A 21,317-nucleotide genomic window follows, 5' to 3' on the forward strand; every position below is an offset into this window, starting at 1 on the left:
ATGGATAGGTGGCGGGCTAATTCTATTAAAACAACCATTTAACCTTCATATTCGCACGTCATGAAAAAAAAGTTTTTTATTATTTTTTTGTTTTTATTAACGTCTGGCCTGGCATTTGCCCAGCATGCCATCAAATAGTAGTTAAACGAACCGATGGTACCCCTGTATCACACGCTACTATTATTATACGTAATACTAAAATAGCAACAAGTGCTAATGAAAGTGGGGAATTTGGTATTGAAACCAAGCAGCAACCACCATTTTATTTGCAGGTAAGCTCAGTTGGTTTTAAGCCCCAGGATTTCCAGATTTTTAAATTTCAGGATCAGCCTTTAGACCTTGTGCTGGTTGAAAGTGCCCTGCTCGATCAAATCGTGGTTACCTCGCGCAGACGTATAGAGGTCAATCAGGATGTGCCGATCCCTATTTCGGTAATTGGTGGCGCGCAAATTGATCAGGCGGGTGCTTTTAATGTGAACCGCGTTAAGGAACTCATTCCTTCCGTACAGCTTTATACATCAAATCCACGAAACACTGGAATTAACATACGCGGTATCGGGTCGCCGTTTGGCCTTACCAATGATGGTTTAGATCCGGGTGTAGGTTTTTATTTAGATGGGGTGTACTATGCACGTCCGGCAGCTGCTACGCTCGACTTTCTGGATCTGGAACGTATTGAGGTTTTGCGGGGTCCGCAAGGTACGTTGTTCGGTAAAAACACAAGTGCGGGTGCTATAAGCATTACTACCCGTAAAGCCAGTTTTACGCCCGAGGCCACGTTTGAAACCAGCTTTGGAAATTATGGTTATATTCAGGCAAAGGCTTCGGTATCTGGTCCGCTGAGTAAAACACTTGCTGCCCGCGTATCGTTTTCGGGTACGCAGCGTAACGGCCTGGTGGATAATATACGTACCGGAAGAGCTACTAACGATTTGAATAACCTGGGCGGACGGGCGCAATTCCTTTACAAAACGAGTGACCGGGTGGCGCTTACGCTTGCAGGTGATATAACCGACCAAAAACCCGATGGTTACGCACAGGTGGTTGCGGGTGTGGTGCCTACCAAACGCGCTGCTTACCGCCAGTTCAACGCCATAACGGCCGACCTGAATTACACTTTACCCAGCCTGAACGCATTTGAACGTGTAATTGACCATGACACGCCCTGGAGATCGGGCAACCAATTGGGCGGCGTATCGTTAAACGCCGACTTCAAAATTGGTCCCGGTACCTTAACCTCTACCACAGCTTACCGCTACTGGAACTGGGACCCCTCTAACGATAGGGATTTTACCGGTTTGCCTGTACTGGCCAAATCTCAAAACCCGGCCAAGCACAAAAACTGGTCGCAGGAGGTACGTTACGCCGGTCAGTTCTTTGAAAAGTTAAGCGGTGTAATCGGCTTATTTTATATTGATCAGGAAGTAAAGATAACAGGCACCGAAGAGTCGGGATCGGCTCAGGCAAGGTTTGCCAAAAGCTCAACCGGTAATAACGCCAACACGCCGGGTGTAACTAACGATCAGCTATGGGCTACCCCTGGTTTATTAGAAGGGTATGGCATATATACCAACGCTTCTATCCAATCGCAAAGTGCAGCAGCTTTCGCCAGCGTCGATTGGGAGGTATTTAAAAGTTTTCACCTTTTACCCGGTGTGCGTATAAATTACGACAATAAAGACGTTTTTTATGACCGGGTTGCACGTGGAGGATTGGATGTTGCAAACAGTAACAATAGTGCTGCGGTAAAAGCTGAACTGCAAAAAATTAAGAATGGCGTTTACAGTAGCCAGCAATATGTGGCCGATGCCGACGAAAAAAACTTTACGTATTCGGTAACTGCCGCTTACCGGCCCGGCAAACGTATTAACGCTTTTGCTAACTATTCTACCAGCTATAAACCGGTTGGTGTAAATGTGGCAGGACTTCCGAGCGTTGTTGGCGGTACCGCACCTGATTTGAGCTTAGCAGTTATTAAAGGCGAAAAAACTAAACATTACGAGATCGGTGTTAAAACCACACCTTCAGATAACTTGATTCTGAATATCAACTTCCATAACTCAGATATTAAAGATTATCAAACCAACGTACAGTCGCCCGAGTTAGGCGTTAACCGTGGTTATATAGCCAATGCCGACAAGGTAAATGTAAAAGGGTTGGAATTTGATGGTAATTTTAGAGCTAATCAAAACTTTACCTTCAACGCTGCCGCTGCCTATACCGATGCCAAATATGTGAAGTTTACCAATGCGCCGCTACCGCTCGAAGAAACAGGTTTAACCATAAATGGTCAGCAGGTAGCATTTAAAGATATTTCGGGAAGTAAACTACCGGGTATCTCCAAATGGGCGGGATCATTTGGCGGCGAGTTTAGTACAATTGCTAAATTCATTAACAACGACACCAAGTTTTTCTTTGCCGTTGATGAGTATTTCCGTTCTTCATTTTCTTCAAGCCCTTCGCCTTCAGCTTACCTGAACATTGATGGGTACAGTATCACTAATGCACGTACCGGCTTCCGGGCTGCTCATAGTGTTTCTGCCTTTATATGGAGCCGTAACTTATTCAACAAAAACTATTTTGAACAATTACTGCCTGCAGGTGGCAATGCCGGTCAGTATGCCGCCGTACTGGGCGACCAACGGACCTTTGGTATAACACTACGATACTCATTTTAATAACAGCGCACCTGCAAGTATTGTTAAAACTATAGTTGTAAATTTTGTAGGGAAGTTTATTTAGTTTTAAGGAGGCTCGGTTGAGTCTACTTTTTTGTGCAATGAATTTGTACGAGTTAGTAGCAATTTGCTATCCGCATATCAACCCAACAAAAAACGCCCGGCTGTGCAGCCGGGCGTTTTCAATGTCATATTAAGATAATACTACCGGTGGGTAATACCTTCGGCTAAAACCATTACCTGGTTGTTGTTAGCTTCTACCACACCACCTTTAATGAAAAACACATCATCCTTACCACTACCACGAACTACAAGTTTGCCGTCTTCCAGGGTAGAAATAATAGGAGCGTGGTTATTTAATATCTCAAATGATCCCATTGTGCCTGGCAAAGTAACCGAGGTAATTTCACCTTCAAACACTTTTTTATCGGGAGTAAGAATTTCTAAAGTCATGGACCCCTCTCTAATCTCCCCAAAGGGGAGAGGTTATATAAATTTGTTATCTAAATCCTACACTCCTCCCCTTCGGGGAGGAGTGTAGGATTTAGTTATTCGCTTCTGCTAACAGTTTTTTACCTTTTTCAATAGCATCTTCAATGCCACCTACTAAGTTAAACGCGGCTTCAGGGTATTGATCCACTTCGCCGTCCATAATCATGTTGAAGCCTTTGATGGTTTCTTTAATGTCAACCAATACACCTTTTAAACCGGTGAACTGCTCGGCCACGTGGAAAGGCTGAGATAAGAAACGTTGCACACGACGGGCGCGTGATACGGTCAGCTTATCTTCTTCCGATAACTCATCCATACCTAAAATGGCGATGATATCTTGCAGCTCTTTATAACGTTGCAGAGTTTCTTTAACACGTTGTGCGGTATTATAGTGCTCATCACCTAAAACGTGGGCGCTCAGGATACGTGAAGTTGAATCCAGAGGGTCAACCGCAGGGTAAATACCTAACTCAGCAATTTTACGTGAAAGTACGGTAGTAGCATCTAAGTGGGCGAAGGTTGTAGCCGGCGCAGGGTCAGTTAAATCATCGGCAGGTACGTAAACCGCTTGTACCGATGTAATTGAACCACGTTTGGTCGACGTGATACGCTCTTGCATCACACCCATTTCGGTAGCCAGTGTTGGCTGGTAACCTACAGCCGATGGCATACGGCCTAATAATGCCGAAACCTCAGAACCTGCCTGTGTAAAGCGGAAAATGTTATCGATAAAGAAAAGGATATCGCGGCCTTTACCATCAGCGTCACCATCGCGGAAATACTCGGCAATAGTTAAGCCCGATAAAGCTACACGTGCACGTGCACCCGGCGGTTCGTTCATTTGACCGAACACAAAGGTTGCTTTAGAGTCTTTTAATTCTTCTTTGTCTACTTTAGATAGATCCCATCCGCCTTCTTCCATAGAGTGCATAAACGCATCACCGTACTTAATAATGCCCGATTCCAGCATCTCGCGCAGTAAGTCGTTACCTTCACGGGTACGCTCACCTACACCGGCAAACACCGATAAGCCCGAGTATGCCTTGGCAATATTATTAATCAGTTCCTGAATTAATACAGTTTTACCTACACCGGCACCACCAAACAAACCAATTTTACCACCTTTTGCATAAGGCTCCAAAAGGTCGATAACTTTAATACCGGTAAACAGTACTTCAGTTTCGGTAGATAGATCTTCAAATCTTGGAGGGTTAGCATGTATACCACGACCTTGAGTTGTATCTAAAGATGGTAAACCGTCAATAGCTTCACCAACCACGTTAAATACGCGGCCTTTAATATCGTCGCCAATTGGCATACGGATAGGTGATTCCAGGTCAAGTACCGGCATGCCGCGTAATAAACCGTCGGTCGAGTCCATAGCAATAGCACGTACGCGATCTTCGCCTAAGTGTTGCTGAACTTCTAAAACGATTTTTTGACCATTGCTTTTGGTGATCTGCAATGCATTATAAATTCGGGGAAGATGTGCATCATCGCCAAAGTTTACGTCAACTACCGGACCAATAATTTGTGAGATTTTTCCAATGTTTGGCATATATACCCTACGTAATTTTTAAAAAAATTGATAATGAAATAGATTTATATACACGAATGACACTATTTCGGAGCGCAAAGTTAAGCTTTATAATGATTTTTTGATTACATATCTAAAACATTTTTAACTAAAATTTGGCTTATACACACTTTGTTAATTTACATATATTTGCTGCCTTTTTATAAATTATCTAAATAATTAAAACCAATTAAAAGTTATGAGAAAATTTTTACTGCTATTAATGGCTTGCTTGCCTTTTGCGGTATTTGCCCAAGGGTTTCAGGTAAACCTGGAAGGGCAGAAGCAAATTGGTATGGGCCATACCGGTACAGGCTTGTTGTTAGATGGCTCGTCAGTGTTCTTTAACCCTGGTGCCGTTGCCAACCTGCCACAAAACTACATTCAGGCTGGGGTTAGTCCGTTGCTGTTTAAATCGGGTTTTGTGCAAACCGGTTCTAATGTGCAATATAATACTGCCGATAAAATTGCGCCTCCATTTAATGTATATGCCGTGTGGGGACCTAAAGGTGCCCGCTGGAAAGCAGGTATTGGCGTGTACACACCTTACGGCGGTTTAACCGACTGGGGTAATGATTGGGCTGGCAAGTATGTGCTTACTTCTTTAGACTTGAAAACCATATTTTTTCAACCTACCTTCAGTTATAAACTGACCGATGTTATGAGCATAGGCGCTGGTTTTGTGTACAACCAAGGCAGCGTAAACTTAAAACGTGCTATTCCGCTGGCTGATGCTAATAATCCATCGGGTGAAGCTGAATTAAAAGGCGGCGGCAGTGGCATAGGGTTTAACGCGGGTGTATTTATTGATACCAAAAAGGGGTTGACCATTGGTATTACGCACCGCTCTAAAGTAAATACTAAGCTTAATGACGGCGATGCCATATTTACGGTACCTAATAGTTTAAAAGCCAACTTCCCGAGCCCTAACACTTTTAGTGCCGAGTTACCATTGGCGGCTACAACCTCCATTGGGTTTGGTTATACCCCGGCCGCCAAATGGCTTTTAGCTTTCGATGCCAACTATGTGCAATGGGATGTTTATAAGGCCCTGGCTTTCGATTATGGACAAAACACCGCTACTTTGCAGGACACTTATTCACCGCGTAATTATAAAAATGCAGTTAGTTTGCGCGTAGGGGCACAATACAAAGCAACCGATAAGTTTACCTTTCGTGCCGGTGGTGGTTATGCCACAACCCCGGTAAAAGATGGTTACGTAACCCCCGAAGTGCCCGATGCCAACCGCCAGTTTTACACAGCCGGTTTAACTTATATGGCCGGCAAACACTTCGATCTGGATCTGTCGTTCGAATATGAATACCTGGGCAGTCGCACACAAACTAATATCGAATCGCAATTAGCCGGGACATTTAAAAGTAACGTATATATACCGGGTATAGCGCTGGTTTACCACTGGTAGGCCAAGCCCCCCGGCCCCCTGAAGGGGGATAATAAGACAGACAACATTAAAAGAATTTGAAGATGAAATTGAATAATTACAAAAATATATTTTTAGCAGGATTGCTGGTTTTATCGGCATGTAAACCAGAGGTAGATGTGGAACCTGCTACCAGTGGTTCGGCTGATTTTTCAGCGTACATAGCCGTGGGCGATTCGCAAACGGCTGGTTTTGCCGATAACGGTTTATATCGCGCCGGGCAAATCAACTCTTTCCCTAACATTATAGCTACGCAATTAAAAAGCGTAGGCGGTGGTACGTTTAATCAGCCGCTGTTCAGCGAGGCGCAGGCCGATGGCTCGGGTTATAAGAAGTTAAGCAGTTTTGTTAACGGCTCACCGGTGATAACCGATGTGCAGGCTACCGCAGTGAGGACAACCATACCCATTGTGCTATTTACCAAGTACACCGGCAATAACAATAATTATGGTATCCCGGCATTAAAGGTTCAGCAAATAACCGCGCCGCAGGTAGGTAATGCCAATCCTTATTTCGAGCGCATGTTACCGGGATCTTTCCCAACTAACAACACTACTTATCTCGATTTTATAACGGCCAAGCCATACACCTTTTTTACCTGCTGGTTGGGTAATAACGATGCGTTACTTTATGCGGTAAATGGTGGCGTAGGCGAAACACTTACCCCAACCGCCCAATTTGTACCGTTGTACACCGCCCTTGTTGATCGCCTTACCACAGGCGGTAAAAAAGGCGCGGTGGCTACCATTCCCGATGTAACTGCCATACCCTATTTTACTACGGTTACTGTACCGGCTATTTTGGCCAGTGTACAAAGGGCAGTGCCAACTGCCAAATTGTACATCAACGCACGCGCCACATCTGATTTGACTAACACAACTTATGCCGTTAGAGAAGCCACCGCAGCCGATTTGGTGATCTTAACTTTTCCAACAACCCTCATTGGCGGTACTGCGTTTTATGGTCTGACCCCCGCAAACCCTATCGAAAACAAATACATACTGGATGCCAACGAGGTTAAACTTATACAGGAGCATGTAATAGCCTACAACCAAACCATTAATAGCGTAGCTGCTGCCAAAGGTTTGGCCGTGTTTGATGCTTTTGGCTTCTTAAATAATCTTAAAAAAGGTATTGTAATTGATGGCGTAAATCTCAATGCCTCTTTTATAATCGGTGGTGTTTTCTCTTTAGATGGTGTTCACTTAACGCCCAAAGGTTATGCTATCGAAGCTAATGAGTTCATCAAAACTATTAATGCAAAATACAATTCGAGCGTGCCATTAGCCAGCGTTTCAGCTTTTGCGAGCGTTACGTTTCCTTAAATAGTCGGGGAGAGTTGGGAAGTCCATTAGTCGGTGAGTAGAAAGGTAATTGCCTTTCAGCTCTTGGTCAACGGACTTTTTGCTTCTTGTCATTCCACTTACGGACCACCCGACTCAACTCCCGGACTCTCCCGACTTTATAACTTTAATCTCATATTCATTTAAAAGATAGAGGCTCTTTACTCAAATGTCATTTACAAAGCTTTATTTTGAAAAAAACATTCATCCATGTCATTACAAATAGGCCAGCCGGCACCACAGTTTACGTTAGTATCATCTGAATTAAAAGAAACATCATTAGCCGATTTTAAAGGGAAAAAAGTGATCCTACATTTTTTTCCGATGGCTTTTACAGGCGTATGTACCACGCAACTGTGTACCCTGCGTGATAACTTTAGCTTTTACGAAGGTATAGATGCCCATATATTCGGTATCTCTGTCGATTCGCCGTTTACCCTGGCTAAGTTTAAAGAAGATAACCAATACCAGTTCCCTTTATTGTCCGATTTCAACAAGATCGTATCAACCGCTTACGGTGCCATTTACGAGGAATTTGTATTCGGTTTAAAAGGCGTATCTAAACGTGCTGCTTTTGTAATAGATGAGAACCAGAATATTATCTACGCCGAAGTACTGGAATCGGCCGGTGATCTTCCCGATTTTGACGCTATTGAAGCGCTGATCAAATAATTGCTTTTCCGTAATAATAAAAGCGCGGTCTGTAATTAAAGCAAACGGCGCTTTTTTATTTAGAAATTTCTGTATATAATTGATAGATAATTCTAATAAATAGATTTTTGATTTACCCCCTGATTAATGAATAGTATTTCCTTATTCAAAAACCTACTGCTGGCCGGTTCTTTTTTGATCACGGTAGCTGTACAAGCTCAAACAAACGAAAAGCCCAAGCCCAACTGGCAAAATCTCGATCTTAAAACCGACGGCATGTTTGGCATAAGTACCGAACGTGCATATACCGATTTGCTGAAAGGTAAAAAATCAACTAAGGTAATTGTAGCTGTAATTGATGGTGGAGTGGATATTAACCATGAGGACCTGAAAAATATTATTTGGGTGAACCCTAAAGAAACAGCCACCAATAATACCGACGATGATAAAAATGGTTATTCCGACGATTTACACGGCTGGGATTTTATAGGATCGGCCAAAGGGAATGTGCATTATGATAACATGGAGCTTACCCGCATTTTGAAAAAGGACTGGCTAAAGTTTGCTTACGTTAATCCTGATACCCTGAAACCGGCGGATTTGATTATTTATAAACAGCATAAAAAACTGACTGATGAGCTGCAGAAAAAACGTAACGAGGCACAAGCTAACCTGCAAAATATTGCTGGGTTTAAGCAAGCACTGGAGAGTGTACAAGGAAAGTTAGCTAACGATAATCCAACATTAAGGGATTTTCAAGACTTGATACCGCAATCAAATGCCGATGCGCAGGTGAAGAGCATTGTATTAAGGTTAATGCCCACCTTTAAGGATTACAAAGAATTTAAAAATAAGGTAATTGACGAAGGCTTCGACCACTATAATGAACAGTTGACCTATCATTTAAACCTGGATTACGAATCGCGCGATTTGGTAGGCGATAATTACGCCGACAGTAATGAGCGTTATTATGGCAACAACGATGTGGCCGGCCCCGATGCCGATCATGGGTCGCATGTATCGGGCATTATTGCCGCGGTGAGGGATAATACGTTAGGAATTAAAGGTGTAGCTAATGATGTGGCAATTATGTCGGTACGCACCGTGCCTAACGGCGACGAGCGAGATAAGGATGTAGCCAACGCTATACGCTACGCGGCCGACAATGGTGCCAAAGTAGTGAACATGAGTTTTGGAAAGCCTTACTCCTGGGATAAAAAAGTGGTAGACGATGCCGTAAAGTACGCCATTAGCAAAGATGTATTGCTAATACATGCGGCCGGTAACGATAACCAGAACATTGATAAGGAAACACACTTTCCAACGGCAGTTTATGAAGACAAGAGCGGCATGGCCGATGCCTGGATAGAGGTAGGCGCCTCGGGGTTCAAGGACGATAAAACACTTAAAGCTTCTTTCTCTAACTATGGAAAAAATACGGTTGATGTATTTGCACCGGGTGTTGCCATTAATTCAACCACACCAAATTCAACTTACTCCGAGCACGATGGTACCAGTATGGCAGCACCGGTAGTAGCCGGTTTAGCCGCCCTTATACGTTCTTACTACCCTAAATTAACTGCGATACAGGTAAAAGATGTCATTTTGAAATCGGTGATCAAGATCAGCCACAAGGTTAATATTAAAGAAGGTAACCGGGAAAAGAGTATAGCTTTTGAAGAGTTATGTAAAACCGGCGGTATTGTAAATGCTTATAATGCCTTGCAACTGGCAGCAAATATGGACGGTGCTAATTAAAATATTAGTAAGTTTCAGGACATTATTTCAGCTTCTTAGTCCCCTTTCAGTAAAATAATTTGTAAGCGTCCACGCTGATTGCTTTTTGCATTCGGGGTGGACGCTTGTATGTGCTTATCCTTTGATCTGCACTAATTTCTCTACCGTTTTTTTGCTGATATTCGTTTGCGCATCCGGTTGTGAGCCGCCTACACTAACCAGCAGCTTTTCGGCTGGGTGAGTACTGCGGCCGTTACCGTCTATTACCGCCAGTTCTTTGGCGGTGAGGTTAAAGGTGATCAGCTTACTTTGGCCGGCTTTTAAATAGATGCGTTTAAATCCTTTTAAAGCGCGTACCGCTGTTTTAGTGCTCAGGCCACGGTGGGCAATGTAGAGCTGCACCACTTCTTCGCCGCCCATTTTGCCGGTGTTGGTCACTTTTACACTTACCGGAATAGTTTTGTTAGTATGTGTTAAAGCAGGTATAGTTAAGGCATCGTATTTAAAAGTGGTATAGCTTAACCCGTAACCAAAGCCATAAAGCGGCTTGCCTGTAAAATAGCGGTACGTGCGGTTATTCATGGAGTAATCATCGAACGATGGCAGGTCTTTATCGCTTTTGTAAAACGTAACCGGTAAACGGCCAGCCGGGTTGTAATCGCCGAAAAGCACATCGGCAATGGCTGTACCTGCCGATTGGCCACCATACCAGGCGTTTAAAATAGCCGGTGTGTTTTGCGCTTCCCAGGGTATGGCAATGGCGCTGCCGGTCATCATTACAAATACAACAGGCTTGCCGGTATTTTGCAGTGCTTTCAATAAATCGGTTTGTACCTTAGGAAGATCAATGGAGGTACGGTCGCCGCCGTTGAAGCCGGGTTGGTTCACGCGCATTTCTTCACCCTCTAATTGCGGAGAGATACCGCCTACAAAAACAACGGCATCGGCATCTTTTACACTTTGTACCACGGCATCTAAATTGGTTTTTACCTGTACACCCGATTTAAAGCTGAACGTAGCCCGACCTTCGGTTTGGCGGTACTCCATTACAATGCGGTAAGTTTTGCCCTTGCTTGCTTTTAGGGTATAAGTTTTAGGGCCAAAACCATCAGGTTCGCCGCTTAGGGTGCGTTCTTCGCCATCTATCAGTAAACGGTAAGGCTTGTTACCGGTTAGTTCAAAGGTCAGGTCATCGCTGGTAGCAGCGGTATAATCGGTTGTCCACCTGGCCGAAAAATTCTTTTGGCTTACATCGCCTACCACAAAAGTACCATCGCGCCATATATTATTGATAGCGTTTTCCTGGCGGGTAACTGCTGGCTTGCCGGTTAAAGTGCCGTTTTGCCAGTATTCGGCCTTAAAGCCTTTTTGCCCATCTACAACACCTACCCCACCTAAATCTACATTGCGGGTATAGCTGGCGCTGGTATAGCTAATGGCCTGGTCGTAGTACACATCAGCATTGCTCAATTTAGCTTTTATGGCCTGGTAAGGCGTACTAATAGCCGATGGCGTGCCATTGTAATTACCTAATACACTAATCGCGTTATCGGCATTGGGACCTATAACAGCTACTTTCTTTAACTTTTTACTGAGTGGTAAAACGTTGTTTTGATTCTTTAGCAATACGATAGATTGACGGGCCATTTTTAGCGCATGAGCCTTATGCTCGGGCGTCTCCAGCATATTGGCACCAATGTGCGCGTATTTGTCTTTACCAGCCGGATCGAACATACCCAAACGGAAACGGATGGTAAATAAACGACGGAGCGATATATCTATTTGCTGCTCGGAGATTTTACCGTGCTCAACCGCTTTATTTAACGACAGGAAGGTTACGTTACCGCACTCTACATCAGTACCGTGCAACACCGCATCGGCGGCGGCGGCTTCGGCATCTGCATGGGTTTTATGTTTCTGGTAAAAGTCGTCAATACCACCGCAATCAGAGGTAAGGTAGCCGGTAAACTTCCATTCCTTGCGTAAAATTTCATTCAGCAAAATACCGCTGCCGCAGCAGGGTTCACCCCTAAAGGCATTATAGGCGCACATTACGCCCGCCACTTTACTCTCGGTAATGAGGTCATGAAAAGCTGGCAGATAAGTATCCCACAGGTCGTAATTACTTACATCGGTATTAAACTCATGGCGCGATGGCTCGGGTCCGCTATGCACGGCATAATGCTTGGCGCAAGCGGCGGCCTTCAGGTAAACCGGGTCGGTCCCTTGCAAACCGGTAACAAATGATTTGCCCAACGAGGCGGTAAGGTAAGGGTCTTCACCGTAGGTTTCCTGTCCGCGGCCCCAACGAGGATCACGGAATATGTTGATGTTGGGTGTCCAGTAAGTAAGGCCCAGGTAAATGCCCCGGCGGTTGCTTTTTACACTTTCGTTATAAACGGCACGACCTTCATCGGCAGTGTATTCGGCCATCTGGTGCATGCTGTTCACATCAAAGGTGGCAGCCATGGCTATGGCTTGCGGGTACACTGTAACCTTGAAAGGGGTGCGGGCAATACCGTGCAAACTTTCGTTCCACCAGTTGTAGGCAGGTATGCCTAAACGTTCAACAGCAGGTGCGGCGTTCAGCATCTGACCTACTTTTTCGGGCAGGGTTAAGCGCGATACGAGATCGTTAACACGTTGCTCGATAGTTAGTTCCGGGTTTTGAAAAGAATATTTATAATTCGGTTTGCTTGCCGGTATATAGGCAGACACGGTAATTAATAGTAAGCACGGAAAAAAAAGGTATAAGATTTTCTTCATTTTTATTAGTTTATGAATAACAACTGTAAGATCATCAATCGGTATTAATGGTAAATCTATGTAATCGATTGTAAATATTCCTGCTAATCGTAAAAAATTTTATCAAAATTATGTTTATTTAACAACTGATTATTATTCCTAATTTTGCGTTGATATTTAGATCCTAATTACACAGCTGCAGAATATATGGGAGCAGAAGGAGTTGCTGATGAAAGCGGATTTGATATGCTTTTTTATGGCAATCCACAGCCTATGTGGATATATGATATCCATTCATTGCAAATGCTGGAGGTAAATACTTCGGCAACCAAGCGATATGGTTATACGCGTGAAGAATTTTTAACTTTAACCGTAAGAGACTTACGGCCTACATTGGATATTCATCTTCTGGAAGACTTATTATCTGCTGTGAAGGGGTATGAAACCCATACACGTGAGTTTCGGCACCTTTCTAAAAACGGGCAAATTCTCTTTGCCGATATTACAGGTTACAGTATAGTTTATAAAGGCATGCAAGCTTGTATGGTATATGCCCGGAGTATAGACGAACGAAGGGAACTGGCCGGTAAGCTACATCTTACTCAGCGCAAGTTGATGCAAATACTGGAAACTACGGTTATTGGTTTTTTACAGCTTGATTTTAACTGGAACATAACTTACTGGAACAAGGCTGCCGAGGGCCTCATCGGCTACAGCAGTAATGATGTAATGGGCCGTAATATTTGGGAGGTGCTACCGGAGATCTATCATTCCGATTTTCATTTGTATTTGCAAAGGGCTATGACTACGCGCGCGAATATTGATTTTACAGATTATTTTTGGCCTACACAAAACTGGTTTGCCTGCAATGCATACCCCGCCGAAGACGGTATTATAGTTCATTTTAGAGACATAACACACAATAAAAAAGCGGAAGAAGATTTACTTAAAAAAGTGCAACGACTTAAAGAAGTATCTTTTTTAAACTCGCATGCCTTGCGTAAGCCCATTGCCAGTTTATTGGGGCTTAGTAAGTTGGTTAAGGAAGAACTGATTGCTCCTGAAGAGTTTAAGGAAGTAGCTATTTACATACACAACTGCAGCGTTGAGCTGGATGAAGTGGTAAAAGAGATAAACAACAAAGCCAGCGAAGAAGAGCTTGTTCATTCATTAAAACTTTCAATTGAAAATTTTTCATTTAAAGAGCTACTCAAAACAGTGATTGATGAGGCGCAAACGTATTCGGCTATACATAATGTATTGGCCGGAAATTTGGGAGATATAGCCTTTTACGGAAACAGACATAGCATAGAAAAAGCGGTAAAGTACCTGATAAAAAATGCTATAAGGTTTTCGTTCAACGCCGGTAAAATAATAGTGAATAGCGAAGTAATAAACCAAAATGTAGTATTATCGGTACATGATTTTGGCATAGGAATAACAGGGGAAAATCTCAAAAATATTTTTGTGGATTTGAGCAGTAAGGAGGCTTCAACTGCTATATTGATTGGGTTGCAACATCTTTCGGCGGTTTGCCAGCAGCATCATGGTAGCATGTGGATTGAAAGCGAAGTGGGTAAGGGTACCACCTTTATGATGCGGTTCCCATTGTCGAACATTGCCACGCTTAAAGCCACCGGCCGACCGGATTTTTCAGTTTATCAAAACGGACGTACTGAAATAAAATACCACCCGGAAGACAATTACATTGAAGTGAACTGGAAAGGGTTTCACAACCTATACAGCATTAAGGATAACTGCTACAAAATCCTGCATTTTATGAAGGAAACATGTTGTGCTGCCATTTTAAATAGTAACCTCGATGTTTTGGGTTCGTGGGACGATGCGATGGATTGGGTAGCCAAAGAATGGTTTCCCTTAATGGATGATGCTGGCCTGCAGTATTTTGCCTGGATTTATTCGCCAAGTACCTTCAGCAAATTCTCAACCTCGCATACGGTGGCATTAATTGAGACACGTATATGTTTGAAAGAGTTTGATGATAAAGATGAAGCATTACGTTGGTTACTGGAAGTGAACAGTAATTTAAACTGTTGCTAAATTCAATTAGTTTATTTAAACTAATTCTAAATAAAGCTTGCGAAATTACATTTCTTGTATAATTTTGCATCAAATTAGAATTAGTCTAAATAGCTATGCAAAAAATCTACAACATTTCAACGTTCTTATTCATTATTTTTCTGTTCGTATCAACTGCTGTACTGGCTCAGGGCACCACCGGAAAAGTAAGCGGCAAAATTACAACCAGCGATGGTCAGCCCGCGCCGGGCGTAACAGTAACCATTAAAGAAATTAACCGGAGCACATCAACCAATGCTAATGGTACCTACATTATATCAAATGTTAAACCGGGCAGCTATACCCTGGTAGCATCGCTTATTGGCAGCAAAACCGAAGTGAAAAGCATTACAGTAACCGCAGGCGAAACCTTGAAACCTTCTTTTACCCTTTCTGAAAATGCTTCGCAATTGCAGGAGGTAGTATTGTCGGCATCGGGATCTATCAATAAGCCGGTATCGTTCGGCAAGGCCGGTATTAAACCTTTGGATTTGCCGCAAAGTACAGGTGTAATCAGCAATACCGTAATTACCGATCAACAGGCCGTTAGGGTAGGTGATGTGATCAGGAATGTAAGCGGTGTATCGTTAACCCAAACCCGGGGAGGCGTTGCTGAAACTTTTTCGGCACGTGGCTACAGCATAGGTATTGCCGGCGCAGGTGGCAGTATCTTCAAAAACGGGGTAATTACCAATACACAAGGTTTCCCCGATGCCAGCACACTCGAATCTATCGAAGTATTGAAAGGTAGCTCGGCCTTATTATATGGTAACGTATCTGGCGGTGTGGTGATCAACTTAGTAACCAAAAAACCACGTTTTGAGTGGGGCGGACAGGTAAGCATGCTGGCTGGTAGCTTTAACCAGTACAAGCCCACTGTAGATGTGTACGGCCCCATCACTAAAAATCTGGCTTTCCGTTTAATTGGTACGCATGAGCAGGCTGATAGTTATCGTGATGTAGTAAACACCAACCGTAGTTACGTTAATCCATCGTTATTGTACAAAGTTGGCAATAAAACCGATATACTATTGGAGTTCGACTATCTGAAATCTAACATTGTTCCTGATGCCGGTGTGGGCATTCCTAACAGCCGAATTACCGTAACCGAAGTTCCTGATGCACCGCGCAACCGCTTTATTAACAGCGTTTGGGCATATAACAATACCAGGCAAGGGTCGGGGTTTTTAACCATCAATCACCACTTTAACGATAATTGGAAACTTACCGCCATTGGTTCGGCACAAAAAACTACCGTAAGAGGTTTTGGAGTTGGTGTACCTATGACTGTGGCAGCCAACGGCGATTGGGCCAGAACCCTGAATGCGGTAAAATCGGCTGAGGATGATTATACCGGCCAGTTAAATTTGAACGGTGTATTTAAAACAGGCGGAGTAAACCATCAGCTATTGTTTGGTGCTGATTTTGTACGAATAGTAGCTGAAAATAACACGTTCTCTTACTTTTCGGAGAACGGGTCTACCTCATCAAATTACGGTACTATCAACATCAACAACCCCACGTTAAATGCCCGTACTGATCTACCTTCGTATAATACCGTTCAGTTAACTACTTCGCCGCAAAACCGTACCGGGGTTTATTTTCAGGATCTGATCACCCTAACCAGTAAGTTTAAAGTACTGGCCGGTTTGAGATGGTCTTATCAGGAAGCATTTATACCTACGATATATAACTTTGTTACGCAACAGGAAGTCCCTAATTCTGTTAGTAATATTGTAATAAGCAAGGCTTTTACACCTAAGGTCGCTTTAATTTACCAGCCTGTAGAAACATCGTCATTATACGCCAGTTATACAAATAACTTTACGCCTAACTCCGGCACCAATGTTGACAATAAGCCGTTAGAGCCGTCTATTATTGACCAGTACGAAGTAGGCGTTAAAAATCAGTTCTTCAACGGTAAATTGTCAGCTAACCTAAGCGTCTATAAAATTATAAATAGTAATTTTTCACAACCCGTAATTAATCAACCCGGTTTCAGACAACTAAACGGTGAAACTACCAGCGATGGTTTAGAGGTTGATTTTAACGGAACTTTATCAAAAAACTTTTACTTTATTGCGGGTTACGGTTATAACAATATGCGTTATACCAATACCACTGGCGAAACCGGTGCGCAAGTGGAAGGTGAGCGTTTGATCAACAATCCTAAGCATACTGCCAATGGCGCTATATTTTACACCTTTGACCGTTACAAAATTAAGGGTTTGAAACTTGGCGCGACCGCCTTTTATACCGGTAAACGTTTAGGCGGTAATAACAATGTGGTAGGATTAAACGGTGGCTTGAACAACACAACCGCCGCTTTGACTTCTTACAATGCATTAGTACCATTAAGCGGTTTTGCAACTGTAGATATCAGTGCCGGTTACACTTACCGCAAAGTTTCATTAATTGCCAAAGTAGCCAACATATTTAATGAACTGAATTACATAGTTCACGACAGGTACAGTATTAACCCTATACCTCCGCGTATGCTGGTAACCACATTAGCGTATAAATTTTAAGAAATTTATACGCTAATGTAAAAACTTAGTGGCAGTACACACACCTAACATTAAGTAAACACTAAATGGGTATTATTGCAATTCAGTCAGCCGGCTCACGGTTACTTTAATTGCAATTTTTAATTGATATGAAACGTATTTTACTATTTGTGGCGGCGGGCTTTTGCTCAATGCAGGTATCGGCTCAGCAGCATTTACTACAGTTTAAATCGGTAACCGAGCTGCAGCAGTTTATGCAGTGGACACCCGCCCGCGTGCCTTTACTGAGCTGCCACCGCGGCGGACCGGTACCCGGTTTCCCCGAAAACGCGATAGAAACCTTTGCCAACAGCACTAAGTTTCACCCCAGCATTATTGAGTGTGACGCCACACTGACCAAAGATTCGGCCTTGGTAATGATGCACGATGACCGCCTCGACCGTACCTCGAACGGCACCGGCATTATCAGGGAAAAAACAGCCGCCGAACTTAAAAGCTTATTATTAAAAGACGATAACGGCACAGTAACCACATTCCATATTCCTACCCTGGATGAGGTATTGCAATGGGGAAGAAACAAGGTGCTGTTTACGCTGGATGTAAAACGAAGCGTGCCTTACAAAATGATGGTGGATGCCGTACGCCGCAACAAGGCCGAAGCTTATATCATCATGATTACCTACAATGCTAACCAGGCTGCAGAGGTACACAAGCTGGCCCCCGATCTGATGATTTCGGCATCGGTACGTAGTGTGGCCGACCTGGAACGTTTGAATGCTATGGGTGTGCCTAATGATCGTATTGTGGCGTTCACTGGTACATCGGCCCCCGATAAGGCAGTTTACGACTACCTGCACACTAAAGGAATTTGGTGTATACAAGGCACCATGGGCAACTTAGACAAAAGCGCCCAAGCCAACGGCGAACAGATTTATACCAACCTTATAGATAACGGTGCCGACATCCTATCGAGCGACAGGAGCATGGAAGCTGGCAAAACACTTAGCCAATATGCCGCCGATAGAAAATTGAAGACCAAACACCTGGTGATAAAATAATAAAGCCCCTCCCCTCCCTCCCCAGGGAGGGAGGGCTTTAAAGAAAACAGTATTTGCACACGCTCGGCTCCAGCCCACTGTGCACTATTACACATCTTCCGACCGACCCCGAAACTGACTAATGGTCAAAATACAGCAGGATAATTTCTATATTTTTCATCAAACAGAAATAAATTGTGAGAGTTGCTTGCAAATGGCTGCCGGCATTGTTAAATGAGGATGTGTTTCAGCGCGGTGTAACTTAAATTAAAGTGCTTATCTTTACCACAATTTCCGCTTTCAAAAAAAAATCTATATATGCTGGTATTACGATTACAGTAAATTTTAAAAACTATAATTGCTTAAATTTCTTAAACATATATGCCCTCTTTATCTGCTGTAATACAGCTTTCTGCAATTGAAACCGACCGTATTATAGAAATGGCCTGGGAAGACCGTACGCCATTTGAAGCTATTACCATGCAATTTGGCTTAACCGAACAGCAGGTTATAAAACTGATGCGCCGTGAAATGAAACTTTCCAGTTTTAAAATGTGGCGCCAAAGAGTACAAGGACGTTCCACCAAACACCAGCAGTTGCGCGGTAAGGATGTAGACCGGTTTAAATGTAACCTGCAACGCCAGGTTACGCTAAATAAGATCAGTAAACGGAAATAGCTTGCTCTAGCATATATAGGTTGCGTTGATTTCATAATTTCAGCATACTTGTGCTGGATTTTCCTTGTATATGAATAATACAGGTAAAATTTAGTGGTATATATATATTGAAGTAATACTGGTTCAAATCAGTTAAGTTCCCTTACCTTGCTAAAGGTAAATCCTTAACATATATCCCCATGAAAATAGCCGTATTCAGCACTCACCAGTACGATCAGGACTTTTTTAACCAATTTAATACTGGTCATGATATTAATTATTTGGTTTTGCCCCTTAACGAGCAAACCGTTGCCCTAACTGCAGGCTTCGAGGCCATTTGTATCTTTGTTAATGATACCGTAAATGCCGGGGTTTTAAATGCGCTGCATGCTAATGGCGTAAAATTGATTGTACTGCGCTGCGCTGGGTTTAACAATGTAGATATAAAAGCAGCATCCGAATTAGGCATCCCGGTGCTGCGCGTTCCCGCCTACTCACCAGAGGCCGTGGCCGAGCATGCGGTAGCACTTATTTTAACGCTTAACCGCAAAACACACAAAGCCTACAACCGCGTTCGCGAGGGGAATTTTTCGTTAGAAAAACTAATGGGCTTCAACCTGCATAATCGCAAAGTGGCTGTGATAGGCACGGGCAATATTGGTAAAGCGTTTTGCCATATTTTAAAGGGATTCGGCTGTAAGGTATATGCTTATGATATTTATCCTGATGCCGATTTAGCCGCCCAGGGCGTAACCTACGGTACACTCGAAGAAACTCTTGCCGATGCGGACATTATTTCACTGCATTGCCCGCTGATGGATAGCACCCGTCACCTCATAAATGCGCAAACACTGAAACTGTTTAAGCAAGGTGCTATGCTTATTAATACCAGCCGTGGCGGACTCATTAACACGGCCGACGTGATAGAGTCGTTAAAGAACTGCCACCTGGGCTACCTGGGTCTGGATGTTTACGAGCAGGAAGGCAAACTATTTTTTCACGATTATTCGGAAGATGTGATCCCCGATGAATTGATCACGCGGCTTATTTCTTTCCCGAATGTGCTCATTACCTCGCATCAGGGCTTTTTTACCAAGGAAGCTATGGAGCAAATTGCTACCGTTACGTTTGGCAATGTGGATGCCTTTGTTAAGGGAGACGAGTTGCTGAACAGGGTAAGCGTTTAGCCGCCTGGTTTAAAAATAAAATAGCCCGGTCGCTTATTGCAACCAGGCTTTGTATTAAAATATATTATCGCTTAGCTCAATACCAATTCACCCATAGCTTCTTTCGAGAAACCTTTTAATTCGCTGGTGCGGCCTTCATGTATCTTTTTAACCCATGATGGATCTGACAAGAGGGGACGGCCAACGGCTATGAGGTCGAAATCGCCACGGTCCATGCGGCGTACCAGTTCATCTAACGAGCTGGGTTGTGAGGCTTCGCCAGCAAATGCGGCTAAGAACTCGCCGGTTAAACCAACCGAACCTACACTAATGGTGGCTTTGCCGGTCAATTTTTTAGCCCATCCCGCAAAGTTAAGGTCGCTGCCTTCAAATTCAGGCTCCCAAAAGCGGCGCTGTGAGCAATGGAAAATATCCACACCGGCATCGGCCAAAGGGTGTAACCAGGCTTCCATTTCTTGCGGGGTAGTAGCCAGTTTATTATCATAAGCCGATGGCTTGAACTGCGATAAGCGGATAATCATCGCAAAATCTTCGCCTACTTGCCTGCGTACTTCTTTAATAACCTCGGTAGCAAAACGGGTACGCTCGGGCAAGGTTTTACCGCCCCAAATATCGGTACGCTGGTTAGTGGCATCCCAAAAAAACTGGTCGATAAGGTAACCATGTGCGCCGTGAATTTCCAACGTATCAAAACCCAAGCGTTTGGCATCGGCGGCGGCACGGCCAAAGGCGGTAATGGTATCGGCAATATCGCTATCGGTCATGGTGTTGCCGTTATTATTACCCGGACGGTTCAATCCCGACGGGCCTTCAAATGGCACAGGCGGCACCCAGCCCGATTGATGGTTATCCATAATACCCATGTGCCATATTTGCGGACCCATAGCACCACCTGCGGTATGAACGCCGTTAATTACGTTTTGCCATTCTGCTAAAGCTTTTTCACCGTAAAAATGCGGTACGCTACTGTCGTTAGATGAGGATGGACGGTCAATCACGGTACCCTCACTCAGTATTAAACCTACTTCGCCTTCAGCGCGTTTTCGGTAATAGGCGGCCACATGGTCGGTAGGTACCCCATCGGGCGAAAATGAGCGCGTCATGGGCGCCATTACAATGCGGTTTTTGATATTTAAAGATTTCAGGCTAAAAGGCCTGAACAAGCTATCGGTATTCATAGTATATTA

The 21,317-nt window shown here is 43.7% G+C and carries 14 protein-coding genes; 10 read left to right on the forward strand and 4 right to left on the reverse strand.

Going from position 1 to position 21,317, the window contains the following annotated elements:
• The first annotated feature begins 185 nt into the window (after positions 1-185).
• Positions 186-2,678: a TonB-dependent receptor gene (locus ACFQ3S_RS09395; RefSeq protein ID WP_377163715.1), complete on the forward strand. Its 2,493-nt coding sequence runs from the start codon at positions 186-188 to the stop codon at positions 2,676-2,678.
• 204 nt (positions 2,679-2,882) lie between these two features.
• Here the strand turns inward: ACFQ3S_RS09395 and atpC are convergent, their stop codons facing one another.
• Together atpC and atpD are read right to left on the reverse strand one after the other, a co-directional pair.
• Positions 2,883-3,131, reverse strand: a complete 249-nt coding sequence (gene atpC / locus ACFQ3S_RS09400) for an ATP synthase F1 subunit epsilon (RefSeq protein ID WP_377163639.1) — start codon at positions 3,129-3,131, stop codon at positions 2,883-2,885.
• Between the two features lie 91 nt (positions 3,132-3,222).
• A complete protein-coding gene (gene atpD / locus ACFQ3S_RS09405; RefSeq protein WP_377163641.1) occupies positions 3,223-4,728 on the reverse strand; it encodes a F0F1 ATP synthase subunit beta in 1,506 nt (501 codons plus the stop codon).
• Between the two features lie 217 nt (positions 4,729-4,945).
• Here atpD and ACFQ3S_RS09410 point away from each other — a divergent pair, with 217 nt between their 5' ends.
• The 4 genes from ACFQ3S_RS09410 to ACFQ3S_RS09425 all read left to right on the forward strand — a co-directional run bounded on the left by ACFQ3S_RS09410 (position 4,946) and on the right by ACFQ3S_RS09425 (position 9,939).
• Positions 4,946-6,169, forward strand: a complete 1,224-nt coding sequence (locus tag ACFQ3S_RS09410) for an OmpP1/FadL family transporter (protein WP_377163643.1) — start codon at positions 4,946-4,948, stop codon at positions 6,167-6,169.
• A gap of 62 nt (positions 6,170-6,231) precedes the next feature.
• Positions 6,232-7,512: an SGNH/GDSL hydrolase family protein gene (locus ACFQ3S_RS09415; protein ID WP_377163645.1), complete on the forward strand. Its 1,281-nt coding sequence runs from the start codon at positions 6,232-6,234 to the stop codon at positions 7,510-7,512.
• Between the two features lie 228 nt (positions 7,513-7,740).
• Entirely contained in the window at positions 7,741-8,202 is a 462-nt protein-coding gene (locus ACFQ3S_RS09420) for a redoxin domain-containing protein (protein ID WP_377163647.1), read from the forward strand.
• A 126-nt stretch (positions 8,203-8,328) separates the two neighbouring features.
• Positions 8,329-9,939 carry a S8 family peptidase gene (locus tag ACFQ3S_RS09425; protein WP_377163649.1) on the forward strand — a complete coding sequence of 537 codons (1,611 nt, stop codon included), beginning with the start codon at positions 8,329-8,331 and terminating at the stop codon, positions 9,937-9,939.
• 114 nt (positions 9,940-10,053) lie between these two features.
• On the opposite strand, the gene ACFQ3S_RS09430 is transcribed toward ACFQ3S_RS09425, so the two are convergent.
• Positions 10,054-12,684: a glycoside hydrolase family 3 C-terminal domain-containing protein gene (locus ACFQ3S_RS09430; protein WP_377163651.1), complete on the reverse strand. Its 2,631-nt coding sequence runs from the start codon at positions 12,682-12,684 to the stop codon at positions 10,054-10,056.
• A gap of 186 nt (positions 12,685-12,870) precedes the next feature.
• On the opposite strand from ACFQ3S_RS09430, the gene ACFQ3S_RS09435 reads away from it, so the two are divergent.
• From ACFQ3S_RS09435 to ACFQ3S_RS09455, 5 genes are all read left to right on the forward strand, one after another.
• The gene (locus tag ACFQ3S_RS09435; protein WP_377163653.1) at positions 12,871-14,724 is read left to right on the forward strand and encodes a PAS domain S-box protein; all 1,854 of its coding nucleotides are present in this window, start codon (positions 12,871-12,873) and stop codon (positions 14,722-14,724) included.
• Between the two features lie 95 nt (positions 14,725-14,819).
• Complete coding sequence (locus tag ACFQ3S_RS09440) at positions 14,820-17,270, forward strand: TonB-dependent siderophore receptor (protein ID WP_377163655.1); 2,451 nt, start codon at positions 14,820-14,822, stop codon at positions 17,268-17,270.
• Positions 17,271-17,398: 128 nt separating this feature from the next.
• Positions 17,399-18,307, forward strand: a complete 909-nt coding sequence (locus ACFQ3S_RS09445) for a glycerophosphodiester phosphodiesterase family protein (protein ID WP_377163657.1) — start codon at positions 17,399-17,401, stop codon at positions 18,305-18,307.
• A gap of 360 nt (positions 18,308-18,667) precedes the next feature.
• Positions 18,668-18,964 carry a TIGR03643 family protein gene (locus ACFQ3S_RS09450; protein WP_377163659.1) on the forward strand — a complete coding sequence of 99 codons (297 nt, stop codon included), beginning with the start codon at positions 18,668-18,670 and terminating at the stop codon, positions 18,962-18,964.
• A gap of 179 nt (positions 18,965-19,143) precedes the next feature.
• Complete coding sequence (locus ACFQ3S_RS09455; protein WP_377163661.1) at positions 19,144-20,130, forward strand: 2-hydroxyacid dehydrogenase; 987 nt, start codon at positions 19,144-19,146, stop codon at positions 20,128-20,130.
• Between the two features lie 71 nt (positions 20,131-20,201).
• Here the strand turns inward: ACFQ3S_RS09455 and ACFQ3S_RS09460 are convergent, their stop codons facing one another.
• A complete protein-coding gene (locus tag ACFQ3S_RS09460) occupies positions 20,202-21,308 on the reverse strand; it encodes an NADH:flavin oxidoreductase (RefSeq protein ID WP_377163663.1) in 1,107 nt (368 codons plus the stop codon).
• Between the last annotated feature and the right edge of the window lie 9 nt (positions 21,309-21,317).

Source organism: Mucilaginibacter terrae, from assembly GCF_042679325.1.
Taxonomy (GTDB): domain Bacteria; phylum Bacteroidota; class Bacteroidia; order Sphingobacteriales; family Sphingobacteriaceae; genus Mucilaginibacter; species Mucilaginibacter terrae.

What these genes read in the sequence shown, in the direction of transcription:
- atpC (WP_377163639.1), bottom strand. Translation starts at nt 3,131, where the DNA reads ATGACTTTAGAAATTCTTACTCCCGATAAAAAAGTGTTTGAAGGTGAA.
- atpD (WP_377163641.1), bottom strand. Translation starts at nt 4,728, where the DNA reads ATGCCAAACATTGGAAAAATCTCACAAATTATTGGTCCGGTAGTTGAC.
- ACFQ3S_RS09410 (WP_377163643.1), top strand. Translation starts at nt 4,946, where the DNA reads ATGAGAAAATTTTTACTGCTATTAATGGCTTGCTTGCCTTTTGCGGTA.
- ACFQ3S_RS09415 (WP_377163645.1), top strand. Translation starts at nt 6,232, where the DNA reads ATGAAATTGAATAATTACAAAAATATATTTTTAGCAGGATTGCTGGTT.
- ACFQ3S_RS09420 (WP_377163647.1), top strand. Translation starts at nt 7,741, where the DNA reads ATGTCATTACAAATAGGCCAGCCGGCACCACAGTTTACGTTAGTATCA.
- ACFQ3S_RS09425 (WP_377163649.1), top strand. Translation starts at nt 8,329, where the DNA reads ATGAATAGTATTTCCTTATTCAAAAACCTACTGCTGGCCGGTTCTTTT.
- ACFQ3S_RS09430 (WP_377163651.1), bottom strand. Translation starts at nt 12,684, where the DNA reads ATGAAGAAAATCTTATACCTTTTTTTTCCGTGCTTACTATTAATTACC.
- ACFQ3S_RS09435 (WP_377163653.1), top strand. Translation starts at nt 12,871, where the DNA reads ATGGGAGCAGAAGGAGTTGCTGATGAAAGCGGATTTGATATGCTTTTT.
- ACFQ3S_RS09440 (WP_377163655.1), top strand. Translation starts at nt 14,820, where the DNA reads ATGCAAAAAATCTACAACATTTCAACGTTCTTATTCATTATTTTTCTG.
- ACFQ3S_RS09445 (WP_377163657.1), top strand. Translation starts at nt 17,399, where the DNA reads ATGAAACGTATTTTACTATTTGTGGCGGCGGGCTTTTGCTCAATGCAG.
- ACFQ3S_RS09450 (WP_377163659.1), top strand. Translation starts at nt 18,668, where the DNA reads ATGCCCTCTTTATCTGCTGTAATACAGCTTTCTGCAATTGAAACCGAC.
- ACFQ3S_RS09455 (WP_377163661.1), top strand. Translation starts at nt 19,144, where the DNA reads ATGAAAATAGCCGTATTCAGCACTCACCAGTACGATCAGGACTTTTTT.
- ACFQ3S_RS09460 (WP_377163663.1), bottom strand. Translation starts at nt 21,308, where the DNA reads ATGAATACCGATAGCTTGTTCAGGCCTTTTAGCCTGAAATCTTTAAAT.